General features: G+C 70.5%; 26 protein-coding genes. 13 read left to right on the top strand and 13 right to left on the bottom strand.

The features are described from left to right. Positions 1 to 167: 167 nt before the first annotated feature. On the top strand, positions 168 to 494 hold the full coding sequence (locus AB0D18_RS36210) for a hypothetical protein (protein WP_362428781.1): 327 nt from the start codon (positions 168 to 170) through the stop codon (positions 492 to 494). A gap of 152 nt (positions 495 to 646) precedes the next feature. Further along, a complete protein-coding gene (locus AB0D18_RS36215) occupies positions 647 to 1,837 on the top strand; it encodes a glutathionylspermidine synthase family protein (protein ID WP_362428784.1) in 1,191 nt (396 codons plus the stop codon). A 38-nt stretch (positions 1,838 to 1,875) separates the two neighbouring features. On the opposite strand, the gene rocD is transcribed toward AB0D18_RS36215, so the two are convergent. Next, entirely contained in the window at positions 1,876 to 3,093 is a 1,218-nt protein-coding gene (gene rocD / locus AB0D18_RS36220; RefSeq protein WP_362428787.1) for an ornithine--oxo-acid transaminase, read from the bottom strand. 211 nt (positions 3,094 to 3,304) lie between these two features. Next, a complete protein-coding gene (locus AB0D18_RS36225; protein WP_362428790.1) occupies positions 3,305 to 3,946 on the bottom strand; it encodes a hypothetical protein in 642 nt (213 codons plus the stop codon). Positions 3,947 to 4,015: 69 nt separating this feature from the next. Between AB0D18_RS36225 and trpS the strand changes: the two genes are divergently transcribed. Together trpS and AB0D18_RS36235 are read left to right on the top strand one after the other, a co-directional pair. Further along, positions 4,016 to 5,026, top strand: a complete 1,011-nt coding sequence (trpS, locus tag AB0D18_RS36230; protein WP_362428793.1) for a tryptophan--tRNA ligase — start codon at positions 4,016 to 4,018, stop codon at positions 5,024 to 5,026. A 134-nt stretch (positions 5,027 to 5,160) separates the two neighbouring features. Further along, the gene (locus AB0D18_RS36235) at positions 5,161 to 5,742 is read left to right on the top strand and encodes a 2'-5' RNA ligase family protein (protein WP_362428878.1); all 582 of its coding nucleotides are present in this window, start codon (positions 5,161 to 5,163) and stop codon (positions 5,740 to 5,742) included. Between the two features lie 56 nt (positions 5,743 to 5,798). Here the strand turns inward: AB0D18_RS36235 and AB0D18_RS36240 are convergent, their stop codons facing one another. Together AB0D18_RS36240 and AB0D18_RS36245 are read right to left on the bottom strand one after the other, a co-directional pair. Beyond that, positions 5,799 to 6,554 (bottom strand): decaprenylphospho-beta-D-erythro-pentofuranosid-2-ulose 2-reductase, encoded by a 756-nt coding sequence (locus AB0D18_RS36240; RefSeq protein ID WP_362428796.1) that lies wholly within the window; start codon positions 6,552 to 6,554, stop codon positions 5,799 to 5,801. Positions 6,555 to 6,580: 26 nt separating this feature from the next. Next, complete coding sequence (locus tag AB0D18_RS36245; protein WP_362428881.1) at positions 6,581 to 7,870, bottom strand: FAD-binding oxidoreductase; 1,290 nt, start codon at positions 7,868 to 7,870, stop codon at positions 6,581 to 6,583. A 302-nt stretch (positions 7,871 to 8,172) separates the two neighbouring features. Here AB0D18_RS36245 and AB0D18_RS36250 point away from each other — a divergent pair, with 302 nt between their 5' ends. The 4 genes from AB0D18_RS36250 (at position 8,173) to AB0D18_RS36265 (ending at position 11,108) form a co-directional block, all read left to right on the top strand. Next, positions 8,173 to 8,742, top strand: a complete 570-nt coding sequence (locus AB0D18_RS36250) for a phosphatase PAP2 family protein (RefSeq protein ID WP_362428799.1) — start codon at positions 8,173 to 8,175, stop codon at positions 8,740 to 8,742. Positions 8,743 to 8,833: 91 nt separating this feature from the next. Beyond that, complete coding sequence (locus AB0D18_RS36255) at positions 8,834 to 9,736, top strand: decaprenyl-phosphate phosphoribosyltransferase (RefSeq protein ID WP_362428884.1); 903 nt, start codon at positions 8,834 to 8,836, stop codon at positions 9,734 to 9,736. Continuing rightward, entirely contained in the window at positions 9,733 to 10,182 is a 450-nt protein-coding gene (locus AB0D18_RS36260; RefSeq protein WP_362428802.1) for a GtrA family protein, read from the top strand. The genes AB0D18_RS36255 and AB0D18_RS36260 overlap by 4 nt, the downstream gene beginning before the upstream one ends. Further along, a complete protein-coding gene (locus AB0D18_RS36265; protein WP_362428803.1) occupies positions 10,170 to 11,108 on the top strand; it encodes a YihY/virulence factor BrkB family protein in 939 nt (312 codons plus the stop codon). Before AB0D18_RS36260 ends, AB0D18_RS36265 begins: the two co-directional genes overlap by 13 nt. Here AB0D18_RS36265 and AB0D18_RS36270 read toward each other — a convergent pair. Then, positions 11,062 to 12,315: a D-alanyl-D-alanine carboxypeptidase gene (locus AB0D18_RS36270; protein WP_362428806.1), complete on the bottom strand. Its 1,254-nt coding sequence runs from the start codon at positions 12,313 to 12,315 to the stop codon at positions 11,062 to 11,064. The two genes, AB0D18_RS36265 and AB0D18_RS36270, sit on opposite strands and share 47 nt — an antisense overlap. A gap of 154 nt (positions 12,316 to 12,469) precedes the next feature. On the opposite strand from AB0D18_RS36270, the gene AB0D18_RS36275 reads away from it, so the two are divergent. The 3 genes from AB0D18_RS36275 (at position 12,470) to AB0D18_RS36285 (ending at position 14,681) form a co-directional block, all read left to right on the top strand. Next, entirely contained in the window at positions 12,470 to 12,715 is a 246-nt protein-coding gene (locus tag AB0D18_RS36275) for a hypothetical protein (protein WP_362428808.1), read from the top strand. Further along, on the top strand, positions 12,712 to 13,248 hold the full coding sequence (locus tag AB0D18_RS36280; RefSeq protein ID WP_362428811.1) for a hypothetical protein: 537 nt from the start codon (positions 12,712 to 12,714) through the stop codon (positions 13,246 to 13,248). The genes AB0D18_RS36275 and AB0D18_RS36280 overlap by 4 nt, the downstream gene beginning before the upstream one ends. A 95-nt stretch (positions 13,249 to 13,343) precedes the next feature. Then, positions 13,344 to 14,681, top strand: coding sequence for a metallophosphoesterase (locus tag AB0D18_RS36285; RefSeq protein WP_362428814.1), 1,338 nt, complete (start codon positions 13,344 to 13,346; stop codon positions 14,679 to 14,681). 69 nt (positions 14,682 to 14,750) lie between these two features. Here the strand turns inward: AB0D18_RS36285 and AB0D18_RS36290 are convergent, their stop codons facing one another. The 3 genes from AB0D18_RS36290 to AB0D18_RS36300 all read right to left on the bottom strand — a co-directional run bounded on the left by AB0D18_RS36290 (position 14,751) and on the right by AB0D18_RS36300 (position 16,685). Further along, positions 14,751 to 15,221, bottom strand: coding sequence for a DUF6294 family protein (locus tag AB0D18_RS36290; RefSeq protein WP_362428816.1), 471 nt, complete (start codon positions 15,219 to 15,221; stop codon positions 14,751 to 14,753). Continuing rightward, positions 15,218 to 15,583: a hypothetical protein gene (locus AB0D18_RS36295; protein ID WP_362428819.1), complete on the bottom strand. Its 366-nt coding sequence runs from the start codon at positions 15,581 to 15,583 to the stop codon at positions 15,218 to 15,220. The genes AB0D18_RS36290 and AB0D18_RS36295 overlap by 4 nt, the downstream gene beginning before the upstream one ends. Positions 15,584 to 15,743: 160 nt before the next feature. Continuing rightward, a complete protein-coding gene (locus AB0D18_RS36300) occupies positions 15,744 to 16,685 on the bottom strand; it encodes a methyltransferase domain-containing protein (protein ID WP_362428822.1) in 942 nt (313 codons plus the stop codon). 28 nt (positions 16,686 to 16,713) lie between these two features. Between AB0D18_RS36300 and AB0D18_RS36305 the strand changes: the two genes are divergently transcribed. Beyond that, on the top strand, positions 16,714 to 18,219 hold the full coding sequence (locus AB0D18_RS36305) for a PLP-dependent aminotransferase family protein (RefSeq protein WP_362428825.1): 1,506 nt from the start codon (positions 16,714 to 16,716) through the stop codon (positions 18,217 to 18,219). A 175-nt stretch (positions 18,220 to 18,394) separates the two neighbouring features. Then, the gene (locus AB0D18_RS36310; RefSeq protein ID WP_362428828.1) at positions 18,395 to 19,960 is read left to right on the top strand and encodes an ABC transporter substrate-binding protein; all 1,566 of its coding nucleotides are present in this window, start codon (positions 18,395 to 18,397) and stop codon (positions 19,958 to 19,960) included. A gap of 124 nt (positions 19,961 to 20,084) precedes the next feature. Here AB0D18_RS36310 and AB0D18_RS36315 read toward each other — a convergent pair whose 3' ends face one another. From AB0D18_RS36315 to AB0D18_RS36335, 5 genes are all read right to left on the bottom strand, one after another. Next, positions 20,085 to 20,867 carry a succinate dehydrogenase iron-sulfur subunit gene (locus tag AB0D18_RS36315; protein WP_362428831.1) on the bottom strand — a complete coding sequence of 261 codons (783 nt, stop codon included), beginning with the start codon at positions 20,865 to 20,867 and terminating at the stop codon, positions 20,085 to 20,087. Further along, positions 20,867 to 22,621: a succinate dehydrogenase flavoprotein subunit gene (gene sdhA / locus AB0D18_RS36320; RefSeq protein ID WP_362428834.1), complete on the bottom strand. Its 1,755-nt coding sequence runs from the start codon at positions 22,619 to 22,621 to the stop codon at positions 20,867 to 20,869. Before sdhA ends, AB0D18_RS36315 begins: the two co-directional genes overlap by 1 nt. Positions 22,622 to 22,643: 22 nt before the next feature. Continuing rightward, the gene (locus AB0D18_RS36325; protein ID WP_362428837.1) at positions 22,644 to 23,120 is read right to left on the bottom strand and encodes a succinate dehydrogenase hydrophobic membrane anchor subunit; all 477 of its coding nucleotides are present in this window, start codon (positions 23,118 to 23,120) and stop codon (positions 22,644 to 22,646) included. Between the two features lie 9 nt (positions 23,121 to 23,129). Continuing rightward, the gene (gene sdhC, locus AB0D18_RS36330; RefSeq protein WP_362428840.1) at positions 23,130 to 23,510 is read right to left on the bottom strand and encodes a succinate dehydrogenase, cytochrome b556 subunit; all 381 of its coding nucleotides are present in this window, start codon (positions 23,508 to 23,510) and stop codon (positions 23,130 to 23,132) included. A 182-nt stretch (positions 23,511 to 23,692) separates the two neighbouring features. Continuing rightward, complete coding sequence (locus AB0D18_RS36335; protein WP_362428843.1) at positions 23,693 to 24,220, bottom strand: 2-oxo-4-hydroxy-4-carboxy-5-ureidoimidazoline decarboxylase; 528 nt, start codon at positions 24,218 to 24,220, stop codon at positions 23,693 to 23,695. Positions 24,221 to 24,293: the final 73 nt, after the last annotated feature.

Below are 24,293 nucleotides of genomic sequence, written 5' to 3' on the forward strand. Positions count from 1 at the left end.
ATCACCTCAGTTGACGCCGGTTGACGTTCAGAAGTTCCTCAGGGCCCGGCGGCCCTCTAGTCTGTCGACGGTCCAGGGCCGGTGAAGCAACCGGCGCGGGGAATCGGTGCAGCAATCAATCGGTGCAGCAATCAAATCGGTGCAGCAACACGGGGGAGTGGCCGGGCATGGCAGCGGCAGCGCGACGGCGCAAACTGAGGTCCAGCACGGTGGTGCTCGGCGGCATGGGGCTGCTCGCCCTGACCCTCACCTCCTGCGGCGACGAACCGGACAAGCGATGTGTGGACCCGGTCACCCAGGAAGAGCTGCCCAGCTACGAGTGCGACGACGACGGGGACGACGACGGGGGCGGCAGCAGTGGCAGCAGCGCGAGCCACCACGGCGTCTACTACTACGGCGGCAGCGTCAGCAACCGGAAGGTCTCCGGGGGCAGCTACGACAAGCAGGCCGTTGACCGTGGCGGGTTCGGCTGCTCCGGTTCCGGCGGCGGCTGACGGAACCTCCCTCGTGCGCCGCTTCACTGCCGGGGCTCCCCCCTGGACATTGTGTTCGCACGTGCGGGTGCGTCGTGGCCGGTCGCGCAGTTCCCCGCGCCCCTAGAGGCATGCCCCGCACTCGTACCGACCCCATTCCAAAGGCCACCGCCATGAAGCGTCACACCATCGAGCCCCGTCCCGACTGGCAGCGGATCGTCGAGGAGCAGGGGGTTGTCTACCCCCTGACCCGCTACCCCGACGACTCCCTGCGCCCGTACTGGGACGAGAGTGCGTACTACTCCTTCACGCTGCCCGAGGTCGAGGCGCTCGAAGAGGTCGTCGAGGAGCTGCACGCCATGTGCCTGGCCGCCGCCGCGCACATCGTCGAGCACGACCGGTTCGCCGACCTCGGCATCACCGACCCCAAGCTGGCGAAGCTGATCGCCGAGTCCTGGCGCCGCCGGGCCGAACTCCCCTCCCTCTACGGCCGGTTCGACCTGCGCTACGACGGCACGGGCCCGGCCAAGATGCTGGAGTACAACGCCGACACCCCGACCTCCCTCGTGGAGGCGGCCAGCCCGCAGTGGTTCTGGATGGAGGAGCTCTTCCCGGGCGCCGACCAGTGGAACTCCCTGCACGAACGCCTCGTCGACGCCTGGAAGCGGCAGGCCCGCCTCCTGCCGCCGGGCCCGCTGCACTTCGCCCACTCCGACGGCGACGAACTCGGCGAGGACCTCATGACGGTCGCCTACCTGCGCGAGACCGCCGAACAGGCCGGGATCCGCACCGAGGCGATCTCCGTCGAGCAGATCGGCTGGGACCGGCTCTCGCGCCGTTTCGTCGACGAGAAGCTCCGCTTCATCCGCAGCTGCTTCAAGCTCTACCCGTGGGAGTGGCTGGCCACCGACCGGTTCGGCCCGCACGTGCTGTCCACCCTCGACAACGGCGGCGGCACCGGCACCACCTGCTGGATCGAGCCCGCCTGGAAGATGCTCCTCTCCAACAAGGCCCTCCTGGCCATCCTCTGGGAGCTCTACCCCGGCCACCCCAACCTGCTCGCCTCCTACCTCGACGGCCCCCGCGAGCTGGCCCACGAGGACGGGCCCGGCTACGTCGCCAAGCCCCTCCTCGGCCGCGAGGGCGCCGGAGTCACCGTCCACGAGCCGGGCGCCGAGCCGCCCGCCCCCGCCGAAGACCCGGTCTGCTACCAGGAGTTGGCCCCGCTGCCCGACTTCGACGGCAACCGTACGGTGCTCGGCGCCTGGGTCGTCGAGGACGAGGCGGCGGGGCTCGGCATCCGGGAGTCGGCGGGCCTGGTCACGGACGAGTACGCCCGCTTCCTGCCCCACGTCATCCTCTGAAGCAGGTGAAGCAGGTGAAGCAGGTGAAGCCGGCCTAGCTAGTCGCCCAGTACCTCGCGGAGCTGGTCGAGACCCCAGTCCAGGTCCTCCTTGCTGATCACCAGCGGCGGGGCGATCCGGATCGTCGACCCGTGGGTGTCCTTCACCAGTACCCTCCGCTCCATCAGCTGCTCGGAGATCTGCCGTCCGGTGCCGCGCGACGGGTCGATGTCGATCCCGGCCCACAGCCCGCGCCCGCGCACCGCCTGCACCGCGCCGCCGCCGACCAGGAGGTTCAGCTCGTGGTGCAGGTGGTCGCCCAGTTCGGTGGCCCGCTGCTGGTACTCGCCGCTGCGCAGCATCGCGATCACTTCGAGCGCGACCGCGCAGGCGAGCGGGTTCCCGCCGAACGTCGACCCGTGCTCGCCCGGCTTGAACACGCCCAGCACCGCCGCCGAGGAGACCACCGCCGACACCGGCACCACCCCGCCGCCCAGCGCCTTGCCCAGTACGTACATGTCGGGCACCACGCCCTCGTGCTCGCAGGCGAAGGTCTTCCCCGTCCTGCCGAGCCCCGACTGGATCTCGTCGGCGATGAACAGCACGTTCCGCGCCCGCGTCAGCTCCCGCACACCGGCGAGGTAACCGGCCGGCGGCACCAGCACCCCCGCCTCGCCCTGGATCGGTTCGAGGAGCACCGCCACCGTGTCGTCGGTCAGCGCCCGCTCCAGCGCCGCCAGGTCTCCGTACGGAACGATGTCGAAGCCCGGGGTGTACGGGCCGTAGTCCGCACGGGCCTCCGGGTCCGTGGAGAAGCTGACGATCGTCGTCGTACGGCCGTGGAAATTGTTCGCGGCGACGACGATCCTGGCGCGCCTGTCCGGCACGCCCTTGACCCGGTACCCCCACTTGCGGGCGGTCTTCACGGCCGTCTCGACGGCCTCCGCGCCGGTGTTCATCGGCAGCACCATCTCCATGCCGCACAGCGCGGCGAGCTCGTCGCAGAACGCGGCGAACCGGTCGTGGTGGAAGGCCCGCGACGTCAGCGTCACTCTCTCCAGCTGCGCCTTGGCCGCGTCGATCAGCCGGCGGTTGCCGTGGCCGAAGTTGAGCGCCGAGTACCCGGCGAGCATGTCGAGGTAGCGGCGCCCCTCGACATCGGTCATCCACGCGCCCTCCGCCTCGGCGACGACGACGGGCAGCGGGTGGTAGTTGTGCGCACTGTGCGCCTCCACAGAGGCGATGGCGTCCGCGGTGGCGTGCGTGCTGGCGTTCATGCTGGCGTCCGTTGTCGACACGGGAACTCCGATCGTCAGATACGGCCGTCCGGCGAAAGGTGCGGACGGCGCCCCTTTCTATCGTCGGTCACGGGGAGGGCGCGGAAACCTTGCCGCCGCACCCGCGAGTTCCGCCCGTACTGCTGCCGCCCGTACTGCTTGCTGCCGCCCGTGCTGTTGCCGCCCGTACTGCGTTCAGAGGTCGATGAGTTCAGAGGTCGATGAGTTGACGGTGCGGGCCAGGCGGGTCCTGGCCGCCCTGTCTGTCCCGGGTGTACGCCCGCCGCTCGCGCCACCGCAGGTACAGCACCGCCCCGGCGGCCCCCGCCGCGGCCCCGGGCAGCGCCCACCACCAGCCGGACACCGTGAAGGCGGGAGGGGCGGGCGACTCCCCGCCGCCCGCCTCCGTCCGGTGCGACGGCGCCAGCAGCCCGAGCTTCTTCAGCAGGGCGGTCAGCCGCTGGGGCTGCCGGGCCCGGTGCCAGCCGCCCTCGTACGTACGGGGGACGTCCGCCGCCGTATGCACCCACACGGCGCCGCCGTCCTGCGGTACGTACACCTGCTGGAGCCGCCACGGCTCCACGTCGTCCACCAGCCAGGTCACCGTGAGCTGCCGCGCCCGCATGGCAGCCTCCAGCGGCGGCCGTTCGGCGCGCTCCGCCGCCCCGGCGCCGTCGAGCAGCTCCCGCAACCGTCCGTAGTCGCCGTCCGACGCGTACAGCGACGCGGTCCGGCCGCTCGCAGGTGTGACCAGAAGCACGCTGGACGGTCCGGCGGCGGCCGCGATCCCCGCGTACCCGCAGCAGGCCAGCAGTGCCATGAGCATGATCAGCAGCACCTTGGGACACCGCATCGAGTTCCCCCACCCGCATCCGTGCTCCCCCGGCGAAGTGCCGGGCCCGTACCTGAGAGAATGACGTACATGGCCTCTCGACCCCGTGTGCTCTCCGGCATCCAGCCCACCGCAGGCTCGTTCCACCTCGGCAACTACCTCGGCGCCGTGCGCCAGTGGGTGGCCCTGCAGGAGACGCACGACGCCTTCTACATGGTCGTGGACCTGCACGCCATCACCATCCCGCAGGACCCGGTCGAGCTGCGTGCCAACACCCGCCTCGCCGCCGCCCAGCTCCTCGCCGCGGGTCTGGACCCGGACCGCTGCACACTCTTCGTGCAGAGCCATGTGCCCGAGCACGCCCAGCTCGGCTGGGTGATGAACTGCCTCACGGGCTTCGGCGAGGCCTCCCGGATGACCCAGTTCAAGGACAAGTCCGCGAAGCAGGGCTCCGACCGCACCACCGTCGGCCTCTTCACGTACCCGGTCCTCCAGGTCGCCGACATCCTGCTCTACCAGGCGAACCAGGTCCCCGTCGGCGAGGACCAGCGCCAGCACATCGAGCTGACCCGCGACCTCGCGGAGCGCTTCAACGCGCGGCTCGGCGAGACCTTCACCGTCCCGGAGCCGTACATCCTCAAGGAGACGGCGAAGATCTACGACCTCCAGGACCCGAGCATCAAGATGAGCAAGTCGGCCTCCACGCCGAAGGGCCTCGTCAACCTCCTGGACGAGCCGAAGGCCACCGCGAAGAAGATCAAGAGCGCGGTCACCGACACCGACACCGTCATCCGGTTCGACCCGGCGGAGAAGCCGGGCGTCTCCAACCTCCTCTCCATCTCCTCCACGCTGACCGGCAAGTCCGTCGCCGAGCTGGAGAAGGAGTACGAGGGGAAGATGTACGGCGCGCTGAAGACGGACCTCGCCGAGCAGATGGTCGAGTTCGTGACGCCGTTCAGGACCCGTACGCAGGAGTACCTGGACGACCCGGAGACGCTGGACGCGATCCTCGCCAAGGGCGCCGAGAAGGCCCGCGCGGTCGCCGCCGAGACCCTCGCCCAGGCCTACGACAGGATCGGCTTCCTGCCGGCCAAGCACTGACGGCCGGGCGCACCTCCCGCAAGCCTTGGACCTTGGCTTCTGGCCCCAAGGGCGGTGCGCCCGCCACACTGCACCCGTACACGCCTCGCGGCCGCGCCGCCGGGCGGCCCGCACCGACGACGGAGGAGAACGACGTGGGGACCGTAACGCTCGGCGTTTCGATCGCGGTCCCGGAGCCGTACGGCAGCCTGCTCCAGGAGCGGCGCGCGGCCTTCGGGGACCCTGCCGCACACGGCATTCCTACGCACGTCACCCTGCTCCCGCCGACCGAGATCGACGCGGACGCGCTGCCGGCCGTCGAGGCGCACCTCACGGCGGTCGCCGATTCGGTACGGCCCTTCCCGATGCGGCTGTCGGGGACGGGGACCTTCCGGCCGCTGTCGCCGGTCGTCTTCGTGAAGGTCGTCGAGGGGGCGTCCGCGTGCGCGTGGCTGCAGAAGCGCGTGCGGGACGCGTCGGGGCCGCTGGTGCGGGAGCTGCAGTTCCCGTACCACCCGCATGTCACCGTGGCCCACGGGATCACGGAGGAGGGCATGGACCGGGCGTACGAAGAACTGTCGACGTACGCCGCGCAGTGGTCCTGCGCCTCCTTCGCCCTGTACGAGCAGGGCCCGGACGGCGTCTGGCGCAAGCTGTGCGACTACGCGTTCGGAGGCACCGAGCGGGGAGAGATTCCCCCGCAGGGGTTGCCGCAGGACACTCCGGCGCTGCATTAGATACCTAGGGGCGCGGGGAACTGCGCGACCAGCCACGACGAACCCGCACGAAGAAATCAGACCGGCAGGCGCCGGAACAAGGGCCTCGGCACGTGGCGCAGGGCTGACATCACCGCGCGCAGTGCGCCCGGTACCCACACCACCTCGGCCCGGCGGCGCAGCCCCGACTCGATCGCCTCCGCGACCGCCTCAGGAGTCGTCGCCAGCGGTGTCTCCTGCCTCCCCTCCGTCATCTTCGTCCGGACGAACCCCGGGCGTACGACCATCACATGCACCCCCGTCCCGTGCAGCGCGTCGCCGAGGCCCTGGGTGAACGCGTCGAGGCCCGCCTTGCTGGAGCCGTAGATGAAGTTCGCCCGGCGGGCCCGCTCGCCCGCGACCGAGGACAGCACGACGAGGGAGCCGTGGCCCTGGCCCTGGAGGGCGTTCGCGCAGACCAGGCCCGCCGAGACCGCGCCCGTGTAGTTGGTCTGGGCGACCCGTACGGCGGCCATCGGTTCGGCCTCGTCGTTGGTCTGGTCGCCGAGCAGCCCGAAGGCGATCAGCACCATGTCGATGTCGCCCTCGGTGAAGACCTTGCCCAGCACCTCCTCGTGGGAGGCGCTGTCGAGCGCGTCGAAGGCGACCGTACGGACGTCGGCGCCGAGGTCGCGCAGCTGCCCCGCCGCGGCCTCCAGGGCGGGCGAGGGGCGGCCGGCCAGCCACACCGTACGGGTGCGGCGGGCGACGAGGCGGCGGGCGGTGGCGAGAGCGATCTCGGACGTGCCGCCGAGGACGAGCAGGGACTGCGGGGTGCCGAAGGCGTCCTTCATGACGTACTCCTCAGAGAGCGGATGAATCAGAGTGCGAGGCGGCGGGACAGGTCCGAGGTGAAGACCCCGTGCGGGTCCAGTTCGGCCCGCAGGGCGCGGAAGGCGGCCAGCTTCGGGTACATCGCGGCGAGCGTCTCGGGCCGCACCCGCGAGTCCTTGGCCAGGTAGATCCGCCCGTCCGCGGCGGCCACCTCCTCGTCGAGCCCGTCGAGGAAGGCGCCGAGGCGCGGCAGGTTCGCCGGGATGTCCAGGGCGAGCGTCCAGCCGGGGAGCGGGAACGAAAGCCAGCCAGGGTCGCCGTCGCCGAACCGCTTCAGGACGGCGAGGAAGGACGGGCAGCCGCGCTGCGAGATCCGGCCCACGATCCGCCGCAGCGCCTCCTCCTGCCCGTACGGGACCACGAACTGGTACTGGACGAAGCCGGAGCGCCCGTAGATCCGGTTCCAGTGCGGGACGCCGTCCAGGGGGTGGAAGAACGTGGAGATCTTCTGCAGCTCGCCCACGCGCGCGCGTGGCGCCCGCCGGTACCAGAGCTCGTTGAAGAGCCCGACCGACTTCCGGCCGAGGAGCCCCTCCGGCACGAAGGCGGGTGCGCCGGGGAGCCGGCCGGGGCGGAACGTCAGCGGGTGGCGGCGGGCCCGCGCCGGCAGTACGTCCAGCGGGGCGTGGTCGCCGCGGGTGAGGACGGACCGCCCCATCGCGGCCCCGCGGGCCAGCAGGTCGATCCAGGCGACGGAGTACCGGTAGAGGTGGTCGGTCTCCGTCAGCCGGGACATCAGGTCGTCGAGGTCGCCGGCCCGCTCGGTGTCCACCGACATCAAAGAGGTCTCGACGCGCAGGAGTTGGACGGTCGCCGACAGGATCACCCCGGTCAGGCCCATCCCGCCGGCCGTCGCGTCGAACAGGTCCGTGCCCGGCAGCACCGTACGCGACTCCCCGTCGGCGCCGAGGAGTTGGAGCGCGCGCACGTGCCGGGAGAAGCCGCCCGAGACGTGGTGGTTCTTGCCGTGGATGTCGGCGCCGATCGCCCCGCCCACCGTGACGTACCGCGTCCCGGGCGTCACCGGCACGAACCAGCCCAGCGGCAGCAGCACTTCCATCAGCCGGTGCAGGCTCACCCCCGCGTCGCACACCACGACTCCGGCGTCCGCGTCGATGCTGCGGATGCGGTCCAGGCCCGTCATGTCGAGGACCGAACCGCCCGCGTTCTGCGCCGCGTCGCCGTACGCCCGGCCCAGGCCCCGCGCGATGGAGCCGCGCGCCCCGCAGCCGCGTACCGCCGCCGCCGCCTCCTCGTACGTACGGGGGCGGACCATCAGCGCGGTCGTCGGGGCGGTCCGCCCCCAACCGGTCACGGAGGCGAAGGCGTCGGCGGACGGTGCGGGGTGCTCGGGTGCGTGAGCGGGTGCGGTGTCAGGCATGGGCGCGACGGTACCGCTGAAGTTGCCCGGTTATGTCCAACTAAGCAACGTTTCGGCGGAACGGGTGGTTGATCGAGTGTCATCACTAAATGTCATGAATATTGGCTTTTTTCCGACAAGAGTCTCCCCTGATGTGTGCCCCGCCGGGCCACGCACGCCGAATCCAGCAGAGTCCGGCCGAATCCAAGGGATGACAGATGCGAGATGTGGACCACCGTCTGCTGTCCGCGATGCGCGACTGCGGAACGGACCCGCGGGTGGCCGCCGCCGCCCGCGCCCTCTCCTTCAGCGGCGAGCACGGCGCCCTCTGGCTCGCCGCAGGACTCGTCGGTGCGGCCGTCGACCGCGACCGGCGGGACGCCTGGCTGCGGGGTACGGCACTGATCGGCGCGGCCCAGGCGGCGAGCATGGGACTCAAGCGCGCGGTGCGCCGCCCGCGCCCCCGACTGCCCGCCCGGCAGCCCCTGGTGAAGACCCTGGGCCGGTACTCCTTCCCCAGCTCGCACGCCACCTCGGCGGCCGCGGCCGCGGTCTCCCTCGGTGCGCTCGGATCCTTCGGCAGGCAGGTCGTCCCGCCGCTGGCCGCCGCGATGTGCGTGTCCCGCCTCGTCGTCGGCGTCCACTACCCGAGCGACGTCGCCGCGGGCGCGCTGCTCGGAGGGCTCACCGCGGGGCTCGGCGCCAAGTGGCTGGGCGCCCGGGAGGCCAACCTCCGGCGGGCTTCCTGCGCCGGTGCGAAGAGCCTCCAGGGGGCCTTCCGTGGCTGACCGCACCGTCCTCCCCCTCCTGGAGAAACAGCAGGACCGGCGCGCCCCGGCCGCCGCCGCCCCGCCCCGGCAGCGCCACGCCAGGCGCCGGCTGGGCCTCCCGCTGGGGCTGCTGCGCACCGCGCGCCCCCGCCAGTGGGTCAAGAACAGCCTCGTGGTGGCCGCCCCGGCCGCCGCAGGACAGCTCTTCACCAGCCGCTCGATGGCCCAACTGGCCGTCGTCTTCGCCCTGTTCACGGCAGCCGCGGCCGCCGTCTACCTGATCAACGACGCCCTCGACGCCGAGGCCGACCGCGCCCACCCCACCAAGTGCCGCCGCCCGGTCGCCGCAGGACAGGTCCCCGTCCCCGTCGCGTACGCCACCGGCGCCGTGCTCGGTGTCCTCGCGCCGACCGCCGCCGCCTTCCTCTGCAACCCGATGACCGCCGCCCTCCTCACCGGCTACGTGGTCATGCAGATGGCGTACTGCCTGCGCCTCAAGCACGTACTCGTCCTGGACCTGCTCGTCGTCACCGCGGGCTTCCTGATGCGCGCGATGATCGGCGGAGTGGCGCTCGACATCACGCTCTCCCGCTGGTTCCTGATCACCACAGGATTCGGCGCGCTGTTCATGGTCGCCGCCAAGCGCTACTCCGAGGCCGTCCAGCTGGCCGACAGCCCGCACAAGGGCAGGACCAGGGCGCTGCTCGGCGAATACACCACCGGCTACCTGCGGTTCGTCTGGCAGCTCGCCGCCGGGGTCGCCGTACTCGGCTACTGCCTGTGGGCCCTGGAGCACGGCGGCGCCCCCGGTTCGACCCCCGGCGACGGCGGCCTGCTGCCCTGGCGCGAACTCTCCATGGTCGCCTTCATCGCCGGAATCCTGCGGTACGCGGTCTTCGCCGACCGGGGCACCGCCGGAGCCCCCGAGGACGTCGTCCTGCGCGACCGCGGCCTGGCGCTCATCGGCCTGATCTGGACGGCGATGTACGCTCTCGCGGTCGCCGACCTGTGAGGGCCCGTACCTTCGACTGGTCGGAGATCGGCTCCTTCGCCGCCGTCGGTCTCTGCGCCTACCTCGCCGACCTGGCCCTCTTCGTCTGGCTGCGCGGCCCCCTCGGCTGGGACCCGCTCCCCGCGAAGGCCGTCGCGTTCCTCGCCGGATGCACCGTCGCGTACGCGGGAAACGCCCTCGGCACGTACAAGAACCAAGCGGCCCAGGCCTCACGCCTGCGCCGGTACGGCATCTTCTTCGCCGTCAACGCGGCGGGCGCACTGCTCCAGTTGCTCTGCCTGGCGCTCTCGCACTACGGGCTCGGCCTGACCTCCCCGCACGCCGACACCGTTTCCGGCTCGGTCGTCGGCATGGCGCTCGCCACCTGCCTGCGTTTTTGGGGTACACGGACTTTGGTTTTCCGTACGAGAAGGCAGGCAGGTACACACGGAACATGGACTGGTTGAAGAACCTCCCCGTCATCGGGCCGCTCGTCGTGCGTCTGATGGGCACGCACGCCTGGCGCACGTACGAGACGCTCGACCGCGCGAAGTGGAGCAGACTCGCCGCAGCGGTCACCTTCATCAGCTTCCTGGCGCTCTTCCCGCTGATCACCGTCGCCGCCGCGATCGGCGCGGCCGTGCTCAGCAAGGAGCAGGTCGCCGACATCAAGAGCCGCATCGCCGAGCAGGTCCCCGGGATCTCCGACCAGCTCGACATCGACGCCCTCATCAACAACGCGGGCACCGTCGGCATCGTCGCGGGTGCCCTGCTCCTCTTCACCGGCATCGGATGGGTCGGATCGATGCGTGAATGCCTGCGCGTCGTATGGCAGTTGGACGACACCGACGAGGGCAACCCGATCCTCCGCAAGGCCAAGGACGGGCTCGTCCTGCTCGGCCTCGGAGGCGCGGGGCTCGGCTCGCTTCTCGCCTCCGCCGTCGGCTCCACGGCGGTCGGCTGGACCGCCCGCACCCTGGACATCCCCGAGAGCGGCGCGGGCGGCGTCCTGCTGCGGATCGCCGCCCTGCTGGTCGCGGTCGCCGCGGACTTCCTGCTGCTGCTGTACGTCCTGACGCTGCTGCCCGGCGTCCAGCCCGAACGGCACCGGCTCATCACCGCGGCCCTCATCGGCGCGGTCGGCTTCGAGCTCCTCAAGATGCTGCTGGGCGGCTACATGAGCGGCGTCGCCTCCAAGAGCATGTACGGGGCCTTCGGCGTCCCCGTCGCCCTGCTCCTGTGGATCAACTTCACGGCAAAGCTGATGCTGTGCTGCGCCGCCTGGACGGCGGCACCGCACGCGGACGGGGAAGCGCCCGCGGACGGCACCGACGACGCGAAGACCCCTACGGGCGGCGGCGCGACAGCGCAGGCACCGGCCACTTCCGGTTGACCAGGAACACCGCACCCGCCAGCACCACCAGCAGCCCGCCCGCCACCGCGAGCGCGATGCCGACCCCACTGGACCCGCTGTCCACAGCGGCCAGCCTGGTCGGCGCCGCACTCTCTTCCGCCTTCCCCTTCGCCTTCCCCTTCGCCGGGGGAGCGCCCTTGCCCGCGCCGGTGTCCACCGAGCGCGGCGCGACCAGCTCACCGACCGGCTTCACCCTCCCGGCCGCCTGGAAACCCCAGTCGAGCAGCCGCGCGGTCTCCTTGTAGACCGCCTGGCTCTCGTCGGACTGCGGGTTCATGACGGTGACGAGCAGGACCTTCTCGCCGCGCTGGGCGACCCCGGTGAAGGTGGCTCCGGCGTGGGAGGTGTTGCCGTTCTTGACGCCCGCGATGCCCTTGTACGGGGCGACGTCGTCCTCGCCCGTCATCAGCCGGTTGGTGCTCTGGATCTCGAAACTGTCGCGCGTGCCGTCCGGAAGCCTCTCGCCGGGGAACTTGGCGCGCACGGTCGCCGCGTACTCCCGGAAGTCCTTCTTCTGCATGCCGGAGCGGGCGATCAGCGTGAGGTCGTACGCGCTGGAGACCTGGCCGGGGGAGTCGTAGCCGTCGGGGGACGCCACATGGGTGTCGACGGCCTGGAGCTCGCGGGCGTGCGCGTTCATGTCGGCGACGGTCTTGGGCAGACCGCCGTTCATCGCCGTCAGCACATGTACGGCGTCATTGCCCGACTTGAGGAACACTCCGCGCCACAGATCCTGGACCTTGTAGTCGAGGTCCTCCTTGACCCCGACCAGACTGCTGCCGTCACCCATGCCCTCCAGGTCGGCCGGCTTGACCTTGTAGACCTGGTCCCTGGGCAGCCGCGGCAGCACCGTGTCCGCGAACAGCATCTTGAGGGTGGACGCGGGGGCCAGCCGCCAGTGCGCGTTGTGCGAGGCGAGCACCTCGCCGCTCTCCGCGTCCGCGACGATCCACGACCGCCCGGACAGATCCTTGGGCAGCACGGGCGCACCGGGCAGCAGCTCCACCTGCGTCCCCGCCTTGCCCAGCTTCTCGCCGCCGACCGACGACATCGCGGCCGGAGGCTTCGGTTTGTCGTCCGACTTCGGATCAGGATCGACGGCATGCGCCGCCGGTACGACGAGGATCGTGGGCACCAACAGGGCGGCGGAGGCGACCGCGAGGGCGGTCCTTTTCACGGCAGACACGGACGTGAACGTACAGGGCCCACCTGTGGTTCCGGTCATACCGGCTGTGACCCGCCGCAACAGCCGCCGGACCAGCCCAAGGGGGACGGCCCCGACCCGGCCGCCTCCCGCACCCCGCCGACCGGTCGGGCCGGCCGGCGGCGATACTGGGCCCATGAAGCTCAACCGCTCCGCGTCCTGGTTCCTGCTCGCCTTCGGGGTGTGGAGCTGGTTCATCTGGGCCACTTTCGTCAAAAACCTGATCAAGGACGGGAGCGGGCTCGCCTTCGACGACGCGGGCGACCCGACCGCCTACTTCTGGGTGCACCTGCTGCTCGCCGTGACGTCCTTCCTTCTGGGGACGGCCGTCGGCGTGATCGGGTTCCGTTCGGTACGGGCGCTGCGGCGCGAACAGGCGTGAGCTTCCGCGCGGCCGGAAGCCTGGCCGTCGGTGCGGGCATCGCGCTGACGGGCTGTTCGTCGTACGGCGAACTGGACTACGTGAACGACTACGTGGGGTACAAGCCGCTGCGCGTCGTGGGATACCCGAGCACGGGAAGTCTGGAAATGGTCCAGCGGGTGGTCTGGCGGCTGGCCGACGGCGATGCCGAGGGCCTGGCCGCCCTCGCCGCCGAGGACCTGCCGGTGGACGGTGAACCAGGGGACGCCGGGGCCGTGGCGGCGAAGACCGCCCGCAACTGGATCGACACCTTCGGCAAGGCGGCCGGGGGCGACGTGGCGGCGGACTTCTACGGTGACGGCTCGGTGCGCCAGGCCGTGATCCTCTACTTCGAGAAGACCGGCCAGACCAAGAGGATCAGCGTCCGGATCGGCTCCGCCCAGAAGTGGGGCGTCACCATGACCGAGCCCGACCCGAAGGAGGCGGCGGCCGCCCCGAAGGACGCACCGCCCGAGCCGGGCGGGTCCGGATCGGGCAAGGACGACGACGGATAACCGACCGCCCCCACACGCCCCCACCTGGGCCTCGGTACCTTGAAGCATCCCGCCCGGCCGGGGCGGGTGGAGGGGGTTTCGTCATCGCCGTTGCCGTGCTGGTCGTCCTGTGTGTGCTCGGCCTTCTCGGGGCCGTCCACTGGTACGTGTGGAAACGCCTCGTGCGGGACACCACCGGGCCCGGCCCCCGGGGCCGCCGGGTGCGGCGGGCCGGCGCGGCCGCCGCGATCGCGCTCCCGCTGACATCCCTCGGAGCGGTGACCTCCGGCCGAATCGGCGCCCCCTTCTGGCTCCAGCAACTCCTCGCCTGGCCGGGCTTCCTCTGGCTCGCCCTCCTCCTGTACGTGACGCTGGCGCTGCTGGCGGGTGAAGCGATACGCCCGCTGCTCGCGCGGTGGCTGGGCTCGCGGGACACCGTGCCGCCCGAGCCCGCGACCGCTGAGGTCGCGCCGCCCCCGCTCTGCGGGGCGGGAGCGAGCGTGAGCGGAAGCGAGGGCGCGGCTCCGCCGGGGGCCGCCCTGTGCCCACCCGCCCCCAAACTCTCGGCTTCGCTCGAGCAGGGAGGGACCCCCGGGCGGCCCAGCTGCCCACAGGGCGGCGGGAACCAGCAGTCTCGGCGTCTCTTCATCTCCCGCACCGTCGGCGCCGCCGCAGCCGTGGCCGCCACCGCGACCGTCGGCTACGGCGCGTACGGCGTCCTCAGCGGCCCCCGCGTCAAGCGCGTCACCGTTCCCCTCGCCCACCTCCCCCGCTCCTCCCACGGCTTCCGCATAGCCGTGGTCAGCGATATCCACCTCGGCCCCATCCTCGGCCGCGCCCACACCCAGCGCATCGTCGACGCCATCAACTCCACCCAGCCCGACCTGATCGCGGTCGTCGGCGACCTGGTCGACGGCAGCGTCGAGGACCTGGGGCGGGCCGCCGAGCCGCTCGCTCAACTCCGTTCACAGCACGGCAACTTCTTCGTCACCGGCAACCACGAGTACTACGCCGGCGCCGCCCCCTGGCTCGCCCACATCCGCGAACTGGGCCTGCACCCCCTGGAGAACGCCCGCGTCGAGATCCCCGGCTTCGACCTCGCCGGGGTCAACGACGTCGGCGGTGAGGCGTACGGCCAAGGCCCCGACTTCGCAAGGGCGTTGGGCGACCGCGACCGCACCCGCGCCTCCGTGCTCCTCGCCCACCAGCCGGTCCAGATCCACGAAGCGGTCCGGCACGGCGTGGACCTCCAGCTCTCCGGCCACACCCACGGCGGCCAGCTCTGGCCCGGCAACCTCATCGCCGAACTCGCCAACCCCACCGTCGCAGGCCTGGAACGCTACGGCGACACCCAGCTCTACGTCTCCCGCGGCGCGGGCGCCTGGGGTCCGCCGGTCCGCGTCGGTGCCCCGTCCGACATCACCCTCGTACAACTGGCTTCCCGTCAGGCCTGAACGCGGCCGCGCCCCCCGGCGCGGTGCTGGCTCCGGGCGCACTCCCCGGAGCCACCACTCACGGCCCGGTCAGCAGGAGGCCCACTGGGTGGGCGTGACGGTCGCGTTGTACACGCCGGGCTCGAACGTGCCCTGCCGTTCCCAGTCGTGCTTCTTGCTCGCCCACATGGTCGGGCTGTCGTAGGTGGCCGTGGTGAACATGATGTTCCCCGCCGCGTTCTTCAGCTGGAACCGCGCGTGCCAGACGTCGCCGCTCATGGTGAAGTCCGTCCACGTCCGTGCGCTGAAGGTGAGCTTGCCGTCCTCGTAGAGCCGGAGATGGCCGCCGGTCTGGTGGCAGTCGCCAACCTTCCAGTCGCCGTAGGTCCACCACTTGTACGCGCCGCCGGCGGCGAAGCCCTGACCGCTCGCGACGCCCGACGTGGCGGGGTTCGTCACGTCGGAGACCGCGGCGGAGGCGGGTGTGTGAAAGACGAGGGCGGTGGTGAGGGCGGCCACCGTCGTCACCATGGCCCGCGCGGCCCGCTGCAGCGCCGTCACCTGCCCGCTCCTTGTGCGCTCCGCGCGGTCGAACCGAGCCGCACGCTTCCCGCCAGTACGCCCGTCTGGTCCCAGGTGGCCCCCACTCCCACCAGCGCCCATCCCCCGCCGCACGCGCCGTCCGCGTACAGGAAGGCCGTGTCGGTGGTGTCGTTCGAGAACCGCACCGCGCCGCTGACGAACGGCAGACAGGTGTCGCTCGGCGGCTCGGCGACCTGGAAGGGCTGCCCGGAAGCCGTGAGGTACGTGTAGGAGCCGGACGCCCCCTGGGCGCTGGCGGGCAGCACCGCCAGCAGCAGGAAGGCACCGGCGATCGCCGGGACCGACCTTCGGAGCCGCCCCTTGTGCCTGCTCGATCTCATGTTCCCTCTTCCCTGTTCACTGTTCCGCAGAGGCTTGTGACGCCACCAGGCTGCCCATCGGAATGGCCACTATCCGTAAGGGAAATAGGTCATACAAGCTGACTGGCCTCGTGGTGCCGCGCCCTCGCCTCCGCCGGGCCCGAGAGACGAGAAGTGCAGCTCACGAGCCGTGCGAGCCCTCTCGTACGCCACCTTCGGCGGGACTGTCGGGCGCACGGTTCGCCCCAGCAGCCCGTCCCGCCCCACGCCACGCAGAGTGAGGGTGATGCGGGTTGACCGCGACGCCCTTGAAGAAGGTGTAGTGGAACGTTCCGTCGTCAGCGGCGGCCCTGTGCAGATCCGCGATTCCCCGGTCCCAGTCGGCCTCGGTGGTGAGGGCGGCGGCCAGTGCGTCGTCCCGGACGGACTCGACCATCGCGAGGAACGTGTTGCGGGTGAAGCCGTCGACCAGGCCGGGCCGTGTGCTGTCGGCGTAGACCGTACGGGGCCGGACCACGACGCTCTCGTATCCGGCACCGTCCAGCAGCGGCTGTACCTGTCGGCCGAGCAGCGCGTTGCCGCCGGCCGCCTTCTGGAGGAGGACCTGGCAGTCGATCGCGGCGCGCGCGTCCGCGCTGTCGGGGTGGAAGAACGCCGAGCCGTGGTCTCCCTCGATCACCGTGATGGTGCCCCCGGGCCGCAGTACGCGCCGCAGTCCGGCCAGTGCCCGCAGGGGATCCGCCAGGTGTTCCAGGACGAAGCACACGAAGATGTGGTCGAACTCCGCGTCGGAGAAGGGGAGTTCGAAGATGTCTGCCTGCTGCCACCGCACCGGGGCGTCGGGGAACAGGCCCGTGACGTGGGCGCGGGCCTGGGCGAGCGACTCCTCGGACTGGTCGACCGCGACGATGTGCGCCCCGGGGCTGGACCGGAGCAGATGGACCGTCTGGGAGCCGACCCCGCAGCCGACCTCCAGCACCCGGCTGCCGGGCGGGTAGGACGTGCCGCCGTGGAGCAACTGCGCGAGGGTGTCCGCCTGGTCGCCGAGTCGCTGCCCTTCGCGCGGTGAGTAGCCGTGCACGTAGTCGACTGCGGGAGTGGGTGTTGCTGTGGTGGTGGTCATGGGTTCAGCCTGGGCCCAGTATGGACTCATGGACAGATCCAATCCTGGTGCAGTCGACCGGTCCATACCGGCGGTGGCCGCCGGGTCCGATTTCCTTCATCTCGCCCTGGAGGAAGCCCCGTTGGGCGGGAAGTCCGACTGGCTGGCCCGGCGGATCAGGGCCGCGCTGGCGGACGGCAGGCTGCCGGTGGGGAGCCGGCTGCCCGCCACCCGGGTCCTGGCGGGCGAACTCGGCGTCTCGCGGGGCGTGGTGACCGAGGCGTACCAGCGCCTGATCGAGGACGGACACCTCGCCGGGCGAGGACGTGGCGGAACGGTCGTCGTCGGAGCCCCGGCCCCGGCTGCGACAGCGCCAGCGAGAGCGACGGTGCCCCCGCCGCACGCCCTGTTCGCCCCCGCACCCGGCGTCGGCGTCTTCGACGCGGTGCGCGCGGCCAGGGCCCGTATCGACCTCTCCCCGGGCGTCCCCGACCTCGCCGCCTTCCCGCGCGCGGCCTGGCTGCGCGCCGAGCGCCGTGCCGTCGGCCGCCTCGCCGCGTCCGACCTCGGATACGGGGATCCGCGCGGGGCCCCGGCGCTGCGCCTGGCCGTGGCGCACTGGATCGCCCGCAACAGGGGCATCCGCGCGGACCCCGACGAGCTGCTCATCGTCTCGGGCACCGCCCAGACGCTCACCCTGCTCGGACAGGTGCTGTACGAGGACGGCGTCCGCGCGGTGGCCGTGGAGGACCCCGGTTCGCTCGGCGCCCGCCAGCACCTGAACCACTGCCGTCTGGACACCCCGCCCGTCGCGGTCGACTCCGAAGGGGTGCGCGTCGACGAACTCCGTGCGTCGGGGGCGGCGGCCGTTCTCCTCACGCCCGCGCACCAGTTCCCCACCGGCGTGGTCCTCCGCGGCGCCCGGCGCACCGAACTGCTGCACTGGGCCCACGACAGCGGCGGTCTGATCGTCGAGGACGACTACGACGCCGAGCACCGCTACGACCGGACCCCGGTGCCCGCCCTGCGCTCCGTGCTCGCCGGCCGCGTCTGTTACGCCGGCAGTGTGTCCAAGCTCCTCGCCCCCGCGCTGCGCATCGGCTGGGTCCTCGCCCCGCCGAAGTACCGCGACGTCCTCGTGGACGCCAAACGGTTCGCCGACCTCGGTAATGCGGTCCTGCCGCAGCTGGCACTGGCCCAGTTCATGGAATCGGGCGAAATGGAACGCCAGTTGCGCCTCCTGCGCAGGCACCACCGACGTCGCCGCGACGCGATGATCGAAGCGATCCGCACCCATCTCCCGGACGCGACCGTGCACGGCACCGCGGCGGGCCTGCACCTCACGATCACCTTCGAGTCAAAGTCCGGCACCGATTTCGCCGACACCGGCCTCGCCGCCGCGGCGCTCGCCCGCGGCGTCAAGGTCCAGCCGCTGTCCTGGCACGCCCAGCGCCCCCACCGGCCGGGTCTCGTGCTCGGCTACGCCGCGAGCACCCCCACCGAAATCGCCGAAGGAGTGGCCGCCATCGGCGAATCCCTGCGGCAGCTGCTCTGAACCCGTACGTCAGTTGTGGATCACTTGTGGATCACCTGTGCCCCATGTGTCACTTCGGAAAGAATTGCCCCTTCCGTGGTCCTAATTCGTGTGATTAGGTGAACGAATCGTGGGGCTGGGCGTGTCGATCTTCCGTCCGCCCCTGGGTGGGGCCTTACGAGGAGAGCAAGTCACTATGCGGTCGAGGGGATCCATCCGCCTGCGTGTCAGCGTCACGGCGGCAGTCGTGGCAGGAGCCGCAGTCGGGGCGTGGCAGCTCCTCCCCTCGGACGGTGACGACGTCGCGGCCATCAAGGTCGGTACGACCGACAAGGCGTCCTCGCTGGACCCGGCCTATGCGTACGACGTGGGCTCCTGGGCGCTTTACAGCAACCTCTACCAGTCGCTGCTGACGCTCAAGACCGGTGCGGCGACGCCGACTCCGGACGCCGCCAAGGAGTGCCACTTCGTCGGGCAGAAGCTCATGACGTACCAGTGCGAGCTCAAGGACGGTCTGGCCTTCTCCAACGGGAAGAAGATCACCGCCGGGGACGTCAAGTTCAGCTACGACCGCATTCTGCGCAACGGCCAGGAGGTGGGCCCCCGTTCCCTCTTCACCACGCTGAAGTCGGTCTCCGTCGACGGGTCGAGGATCATCTTCAACCTGCACGCCGGCGACGCCACCTTCCCCTTCAAGGTGGCTTCCGGTGCGGGCTCGATCGTCGACAGCGAGAAGTACCCGGCGACCGCCCAGCGGGAGGAGGCCGGAGTCGACGGTTCGGGGCCGTACGTCCTGTCCTCGTACACGAAGGGCAAGCTCGCCCGGCTCGCCCCGAACCCGCAGTACCGGGGGGCCGTGCAGAAGCCGGGCAATCCGGTCGACGTGAACTACTTCGAGGCGTCCGAGGACATGCAGAAGGCGTGGGAGGGCAAGGAACTCGACGTCGCGCACCGGCAGCTGCCGCCCGAAATGCTCTCCAAGCTGACCCCCGGCGACCCGAACGTCCAGGTCAGCGAGGTCGACGCGACCGAGACCCGCAACATGGTCCTGAACGTCCGCAAGACCTCGCCCTTCGCCGACCGGGACGTCCGCCGGGCCGTCTCGTACCTCGTCGACCGCCCGAAGCTGGCCGCCGACGTGTACTTCAACACCGTCGAGCCGCTCTACGACGCCATCCCCAAGGGCGTCATCGGCCACGGGACCCCCTTCTTCGACGCCACCTCCAGCCCCAGCGTCAAGAAGGCGAAGGCGGCGCTGGAGAAGGCGGGCGTGGAGATCCCGGTGAAGTTCACCCTGGGGTACGCCAAGGGCGGTGCGACCCGGCCCGAGGCCAGGGAGCTGAAGAAGCAGCTGGACGGGTCGGGCCTCTTCTCCGTCACGCTGAAGGAGAAGACGGTCTGGGACGATTTCCAGACGGACTACAAGGCGGGCAGGTTCGACGCGTACAACCTCGGCTGGGTCGCCGACTTCCCGGACCCGGACAACTACAGCCAGCCGCTCGTCGGCAAGGGCAACAGCAATGCGAACGAGTACGCCAACCCGCAGATCGAGCGGCTGATCGCCAGCACGCAGCGCACCTCCCAGCGCAGCGACACCGTCGAAGACTTCAAGGCGATGCACAAGATCGTCGCGCAGGACGTGCCGCTGGTGCCGCTGTGGCAGACCAAGGACTACGTGCTGAGCAACGGCCAGGTCGGCGGCGTGCAGTACCTGTCGGACGGCACGGGCATCTGGCGGCTGTGGGAACTGATCCGGCTGTAGGGACCCGCAGAGGTACGAGCAGGGACCCGCAGAAGTACGAGAAGGGCCCCGCAGAGTACGAGAAGGGCCCCGCCCCCGGTCACCCGGGGGCGGGGCCCTTCTCACCTTCGTTCGGCCAGGAGGATCAGAAGCGACGCGTGATCAGCGCGCGCTTCACTTCCTGGATCGCCTTGGTGACCTCGATGCCTCGCGGGCAGGCGTCCGTGCAGTTGAACGTCGTGCGGCAGCGCCACACGCCGTCCTTGTCGTTGAGGATTTCGAGCCGCTGCTCGCCACCCTCGTCACGGCTGTCGAAGATGAAGCGGTGCGCGTTGACGATCGCCGCCGGGCCGAAGTACTGGCCGTCGTTCCAGAACACCGGGCACGAGGACGTGCACGCGGCGCACAGGATGCACTTGGTGGTGTCGTCGAAGCGCTCGCGGTCCTCGGGGGACTGCAGACGCTCGCGGGTCGGCTCGTTGCCCTTGGTGATGAGGAAGGGCATCACGTCGCGGTAGGCCTGGAAGAACGGCTCCATGTCCACGACCAGGTCCTTGAGGACCGTCAGGCCCTTGATGGCCTCGACCGTGATCGGCTTCTGCGGGTTGATGTCCTTGATCAGCGTCTTGCAGGCGAGCCTGTTCTTGCCGTTGATCCGCATCGCGTCGGAGCCGCAGATGCCGTGGGCGCAGGAACGGCGGAAGGTGAGCGTGCCGTCCTGGTCCCACTTGATCTTGTGAAGGGCGTCGAGGACACGCTCCTTCGGGTCCATGTCGACCTCGAAGTCCTGCCACTCGGCGTCCTCGGACACCTCGGGGTTGAAGCGGCGGATCCGGAAGGTGACCGTGATGTACGGAGAGTCGGCGAAGCCGGCCTCGGGCGCGCCCTTGGCGTCCTTCTCCGCCTTGTCCATCGTCGGGGTAGCCATCAGTACTTACGCTCCATCGGCTGGTAGCGGGTCTGGACGACCGGCTTGTAGTCGAGCCGGATCGACTCGGAGCCGTCGGCCGCGACCTCGCGGTACGCCATGGTGTGGCGCATGAAGTTGACGTCGTCGCGGGTCGGGAAGTCCTCGCGGTAGTGACCGCCGCGGGACTCCTTGCGCGCCAGCGCCGAGACGGCCATGACCTCGGCCAGGTCGAGCAGGTTGCCCAGCTCGACGGCCTCAAGCAGGTCCGTGTTGAAGCGCTTGCCCTTGTCCTGGATGGACACGTTCAGGTAGCGCTCGCGCAGCTCGGCGATCTTCTCGACGGCCGTCTTGATCGTCTGCTCGGTGCGGAAGACCATGACGTTGGCGTCCATGGTCTCCTGGAGCTCCAGGCGCAGCGCGGCCACGCGCTCGGTGCCGGTGGAGTTGCGCAGCCGCTCGACCTGGTCGACGACCATCGACGCCGGGTCATCGGGCAGCTCGACGAACTCGTTCGCGTGGCTGTACTCGGCGGCGGCGATGCCGGCCCGCTTGCCGAAGACGTTGATGTCGAGCAGCGAGTTGGTGCCCAGGCGGTTGGCGCCGTGCACCGAGACGCAGGCGACCTCACCGGCGGCGTACAGGCCGGGAACGACGGTGGTGTTGTCGCGGAGGACCTCACCCTTGACGTTCGTCGGGATGCCGCCCATGGCGTAGTGCGCGGTCGGCTGGATCGGGATCGGGTCCGTGTACGGCTCGATGCCCAGGTACGTACGCGCGAACTCGGTGATGTCCGGGAGCTTGGCGTCGAGCTGCTCCGGCGGGAGGTGCGTGAGGTCGAGGTAGACGTGGTCGCCCTCGGGACCGCAGCCGCGGCCCTCACGGATCTCGGTGTAGATGGAGCGGGAGACGACGTCACGGGACGCGAGGTCCTTCATGACCGGCGCGTACTTCTCCATGAAGCGCTCGCCGTCCTTGTTGCGGAGGATGCCGCCCTCACCGCGGGCGCCCTCCGTCAGCAGGATGCCCATGCGCCAGATGCCCGTCGGGTGGAACTGGAAGAACTCCATGTCCTCCAGCGGCAGCCCGCGGCGGTAGCACGCGGCCTGGCCGTCACCGGTCAGGGTGTGCGCGTTGGAGGTCACCTTGAAGAACTTGCCGGTGCCGCCCGAGGCGTAGATGACCGACTTGGCCTGGAAGACGTGGATCTCACCGGTGGCCAGTTCGTACGCGACGACGCCCGCGGACTTCTTGACGCCGTCCTCCTCCACCATGAGCTGATCGAGGACGTAGAACTCATTGAAGAACTCCACACCCTCCTTGATGCAGTTCTGGTAGAGGGTCTGGAGGATCATGTGGCCGGTGCGGTCGCCCGAGTAGCAGGACCGGCGGACGGGGGCCTCGCCGTGGTTGCGGGAGTGACCGCCGAAACGGCGCTGGTCGATCTCACCCTGGGGCGTACGGCCGAACGGCAGGCCCATCTTCTCCAGGTCGAGGACCGCGTCGATGGCCTCCTTCGCCAGGATCTCGGCGGCGTCCTGGTCGACCAGGTAGTCGCCGCCCTTGATCGTGTCGAAGGTGTGCCACTCCCAGTTGTCCTCCTCCACGTTCGCCAGCGCCGCGGCCATGCCGCCCTGCGCCGCGCCCGTGTGGGAACGCGTGGGGTAGAGCTTCGTCAGGACGGCGGTGCGGCTGCGCTTGGTCGACTCGATGGCCGCGCGCATGCCCGCGCCACCGGCGCCGACGATGACAGTGTCGTACTTGTGAATCTTCATCTTGGTTGCCTCAGCCCCGGGCCTAGCGGATGTTCGGGTCGAAGGTGAAGATCACCAGCGTGCCCAGAAGGACGGTGAACACCGTGGCGGTGTACAGCAGGTTCTTCAGCCAGAAGCGGGTGGTGGGCCGCTCCGCGTAGTCGTTGATGACGGTACGCAGGCCGTTGGCGCCGTGCAGCATGGCCAGCCACAGCATGACGAGGTCCCAGGCCTGCCAGAACGGCGAGGCCCAGCGGCCCGCCACGAAGGCGAAGCCGATCTTCGAAACGCCGCCGTCCAGCACCAGCTGGATCAGGAGGTGGCCGAGGACGAGGACGACGAGCACGATGCCGGACAGGCGCATGAACAGCCAGCCGTACAGCTCGAAGTTGGTGCGCGTGGTGCGGGGCGTCTTCGAGGTCCGCTTGCGCGGGGGCTCGATGACGGGCGCCGGGTTGTCCACGTCGTACAGGCTTACGCCCTCGACGGGACCGACTGCGGAAGAGGTCTCAGCGGACATGTTCTTGACTCAGCTCCCGAAGACTTCGCGTACGGCGTGACCGAGGACGGGCGCAAGCGCGAAGGCCATCAGCACGATCCAGACGCCCAGCACGGTCCAGAGCATCTGCTTCTGGTAGCGGGCGCCCTTGGACCAGAAGTCCACGGCGATGACCCGAAGGCCGTTCAGCGCGTGGAACAGGATGGCGGCGACAAGGCCGTACTCGAGGCATGCCACGAGCGGGGTCTTGTAGGTGGCCACGACATCGTCGTACGCCTCGGGAGAGACGCGGACGAGAGCGGTGTCGAGGACGTGTACGAACAGGAAGAAGAAGATGAGGACGCCGGTGACTCGATGAGCCACCCAGGACCACATACCTTCCCGGCCGCGATACAGCGTTCCAGCCGGCACGGAAATACCCTCCGGGAGCGGGGATTGGGGTCGGCCGGCTTGGTTATGTCGGTCTGACCCGGCCGGGTACGGTCCACCGGCCCCGGTCATCGTAGCGACGAGTTGTCGGTTCCCTCGCCCGGGGGCCTCCGGTGTGATCAAACAGGCAATCAAACAGCCCAGTCAAACGGCCACGAACTCCGCTATCCGGCGGGCTGTACGGCGACGGACGGGCCGGCGGTGCGGGGTGTCGCCCGCGTCCACGGTTCCCGTACGAGCCGGGCGAGCCGTCCCCGGGCGAGCCTGCGCAGCTCGTCGGCGGCCACGGCGCGCTCCTCGTCCCGCTCGTTGCCCAGCCGGAAGCGGATCCCGGTGAGGATCTGGTCGAGGTGCTCCTCCGGCGCGTGCGTGTCGAGACAGATCACGAACGGGTGTCCGAAGCGGCTCTCGTACGTGTCGTGGGCGGCCAGCAGCGCGGTCTGCGCGGCCGGCGGGGTGTCCGCACGGGGTCCTGGCGGGTCCTCACGGGCCAGCGCCTCCGCGATCTCGCCGACGGACAGGTCGTACGACGCCTCGTCGGCGGCGGCGAGCAGGGCGTCCGGATCGGGGTAGGGGCGGTGTGCGGCGAGCCGCTGGGCCCAGCGGCGGCTGCGGCAGCACCCGAGGAGCAGGGCTTCGGCGGTGCGCGCGGGGGACTCGTTGAACCGGTCGAGCGAAAACTGATGGGGCATGGGCGCGGACAGGTGAGGCGCGGACCGGTGGGGCGCGGACTGGTGAGGCAGGCCGCCACGGCCGCTCGTTGTA

Origin of the sequence: Streptomyces sp. NPDC048442 (assembly GCF_040651475.1) — a bacterium.
In the GTDB taxonomy this organism is placed as follows: Bacteria; Actinomycetota; Actinomycetes; order Streptomycetales; family Streptomycetaceae; genus Streptomyces.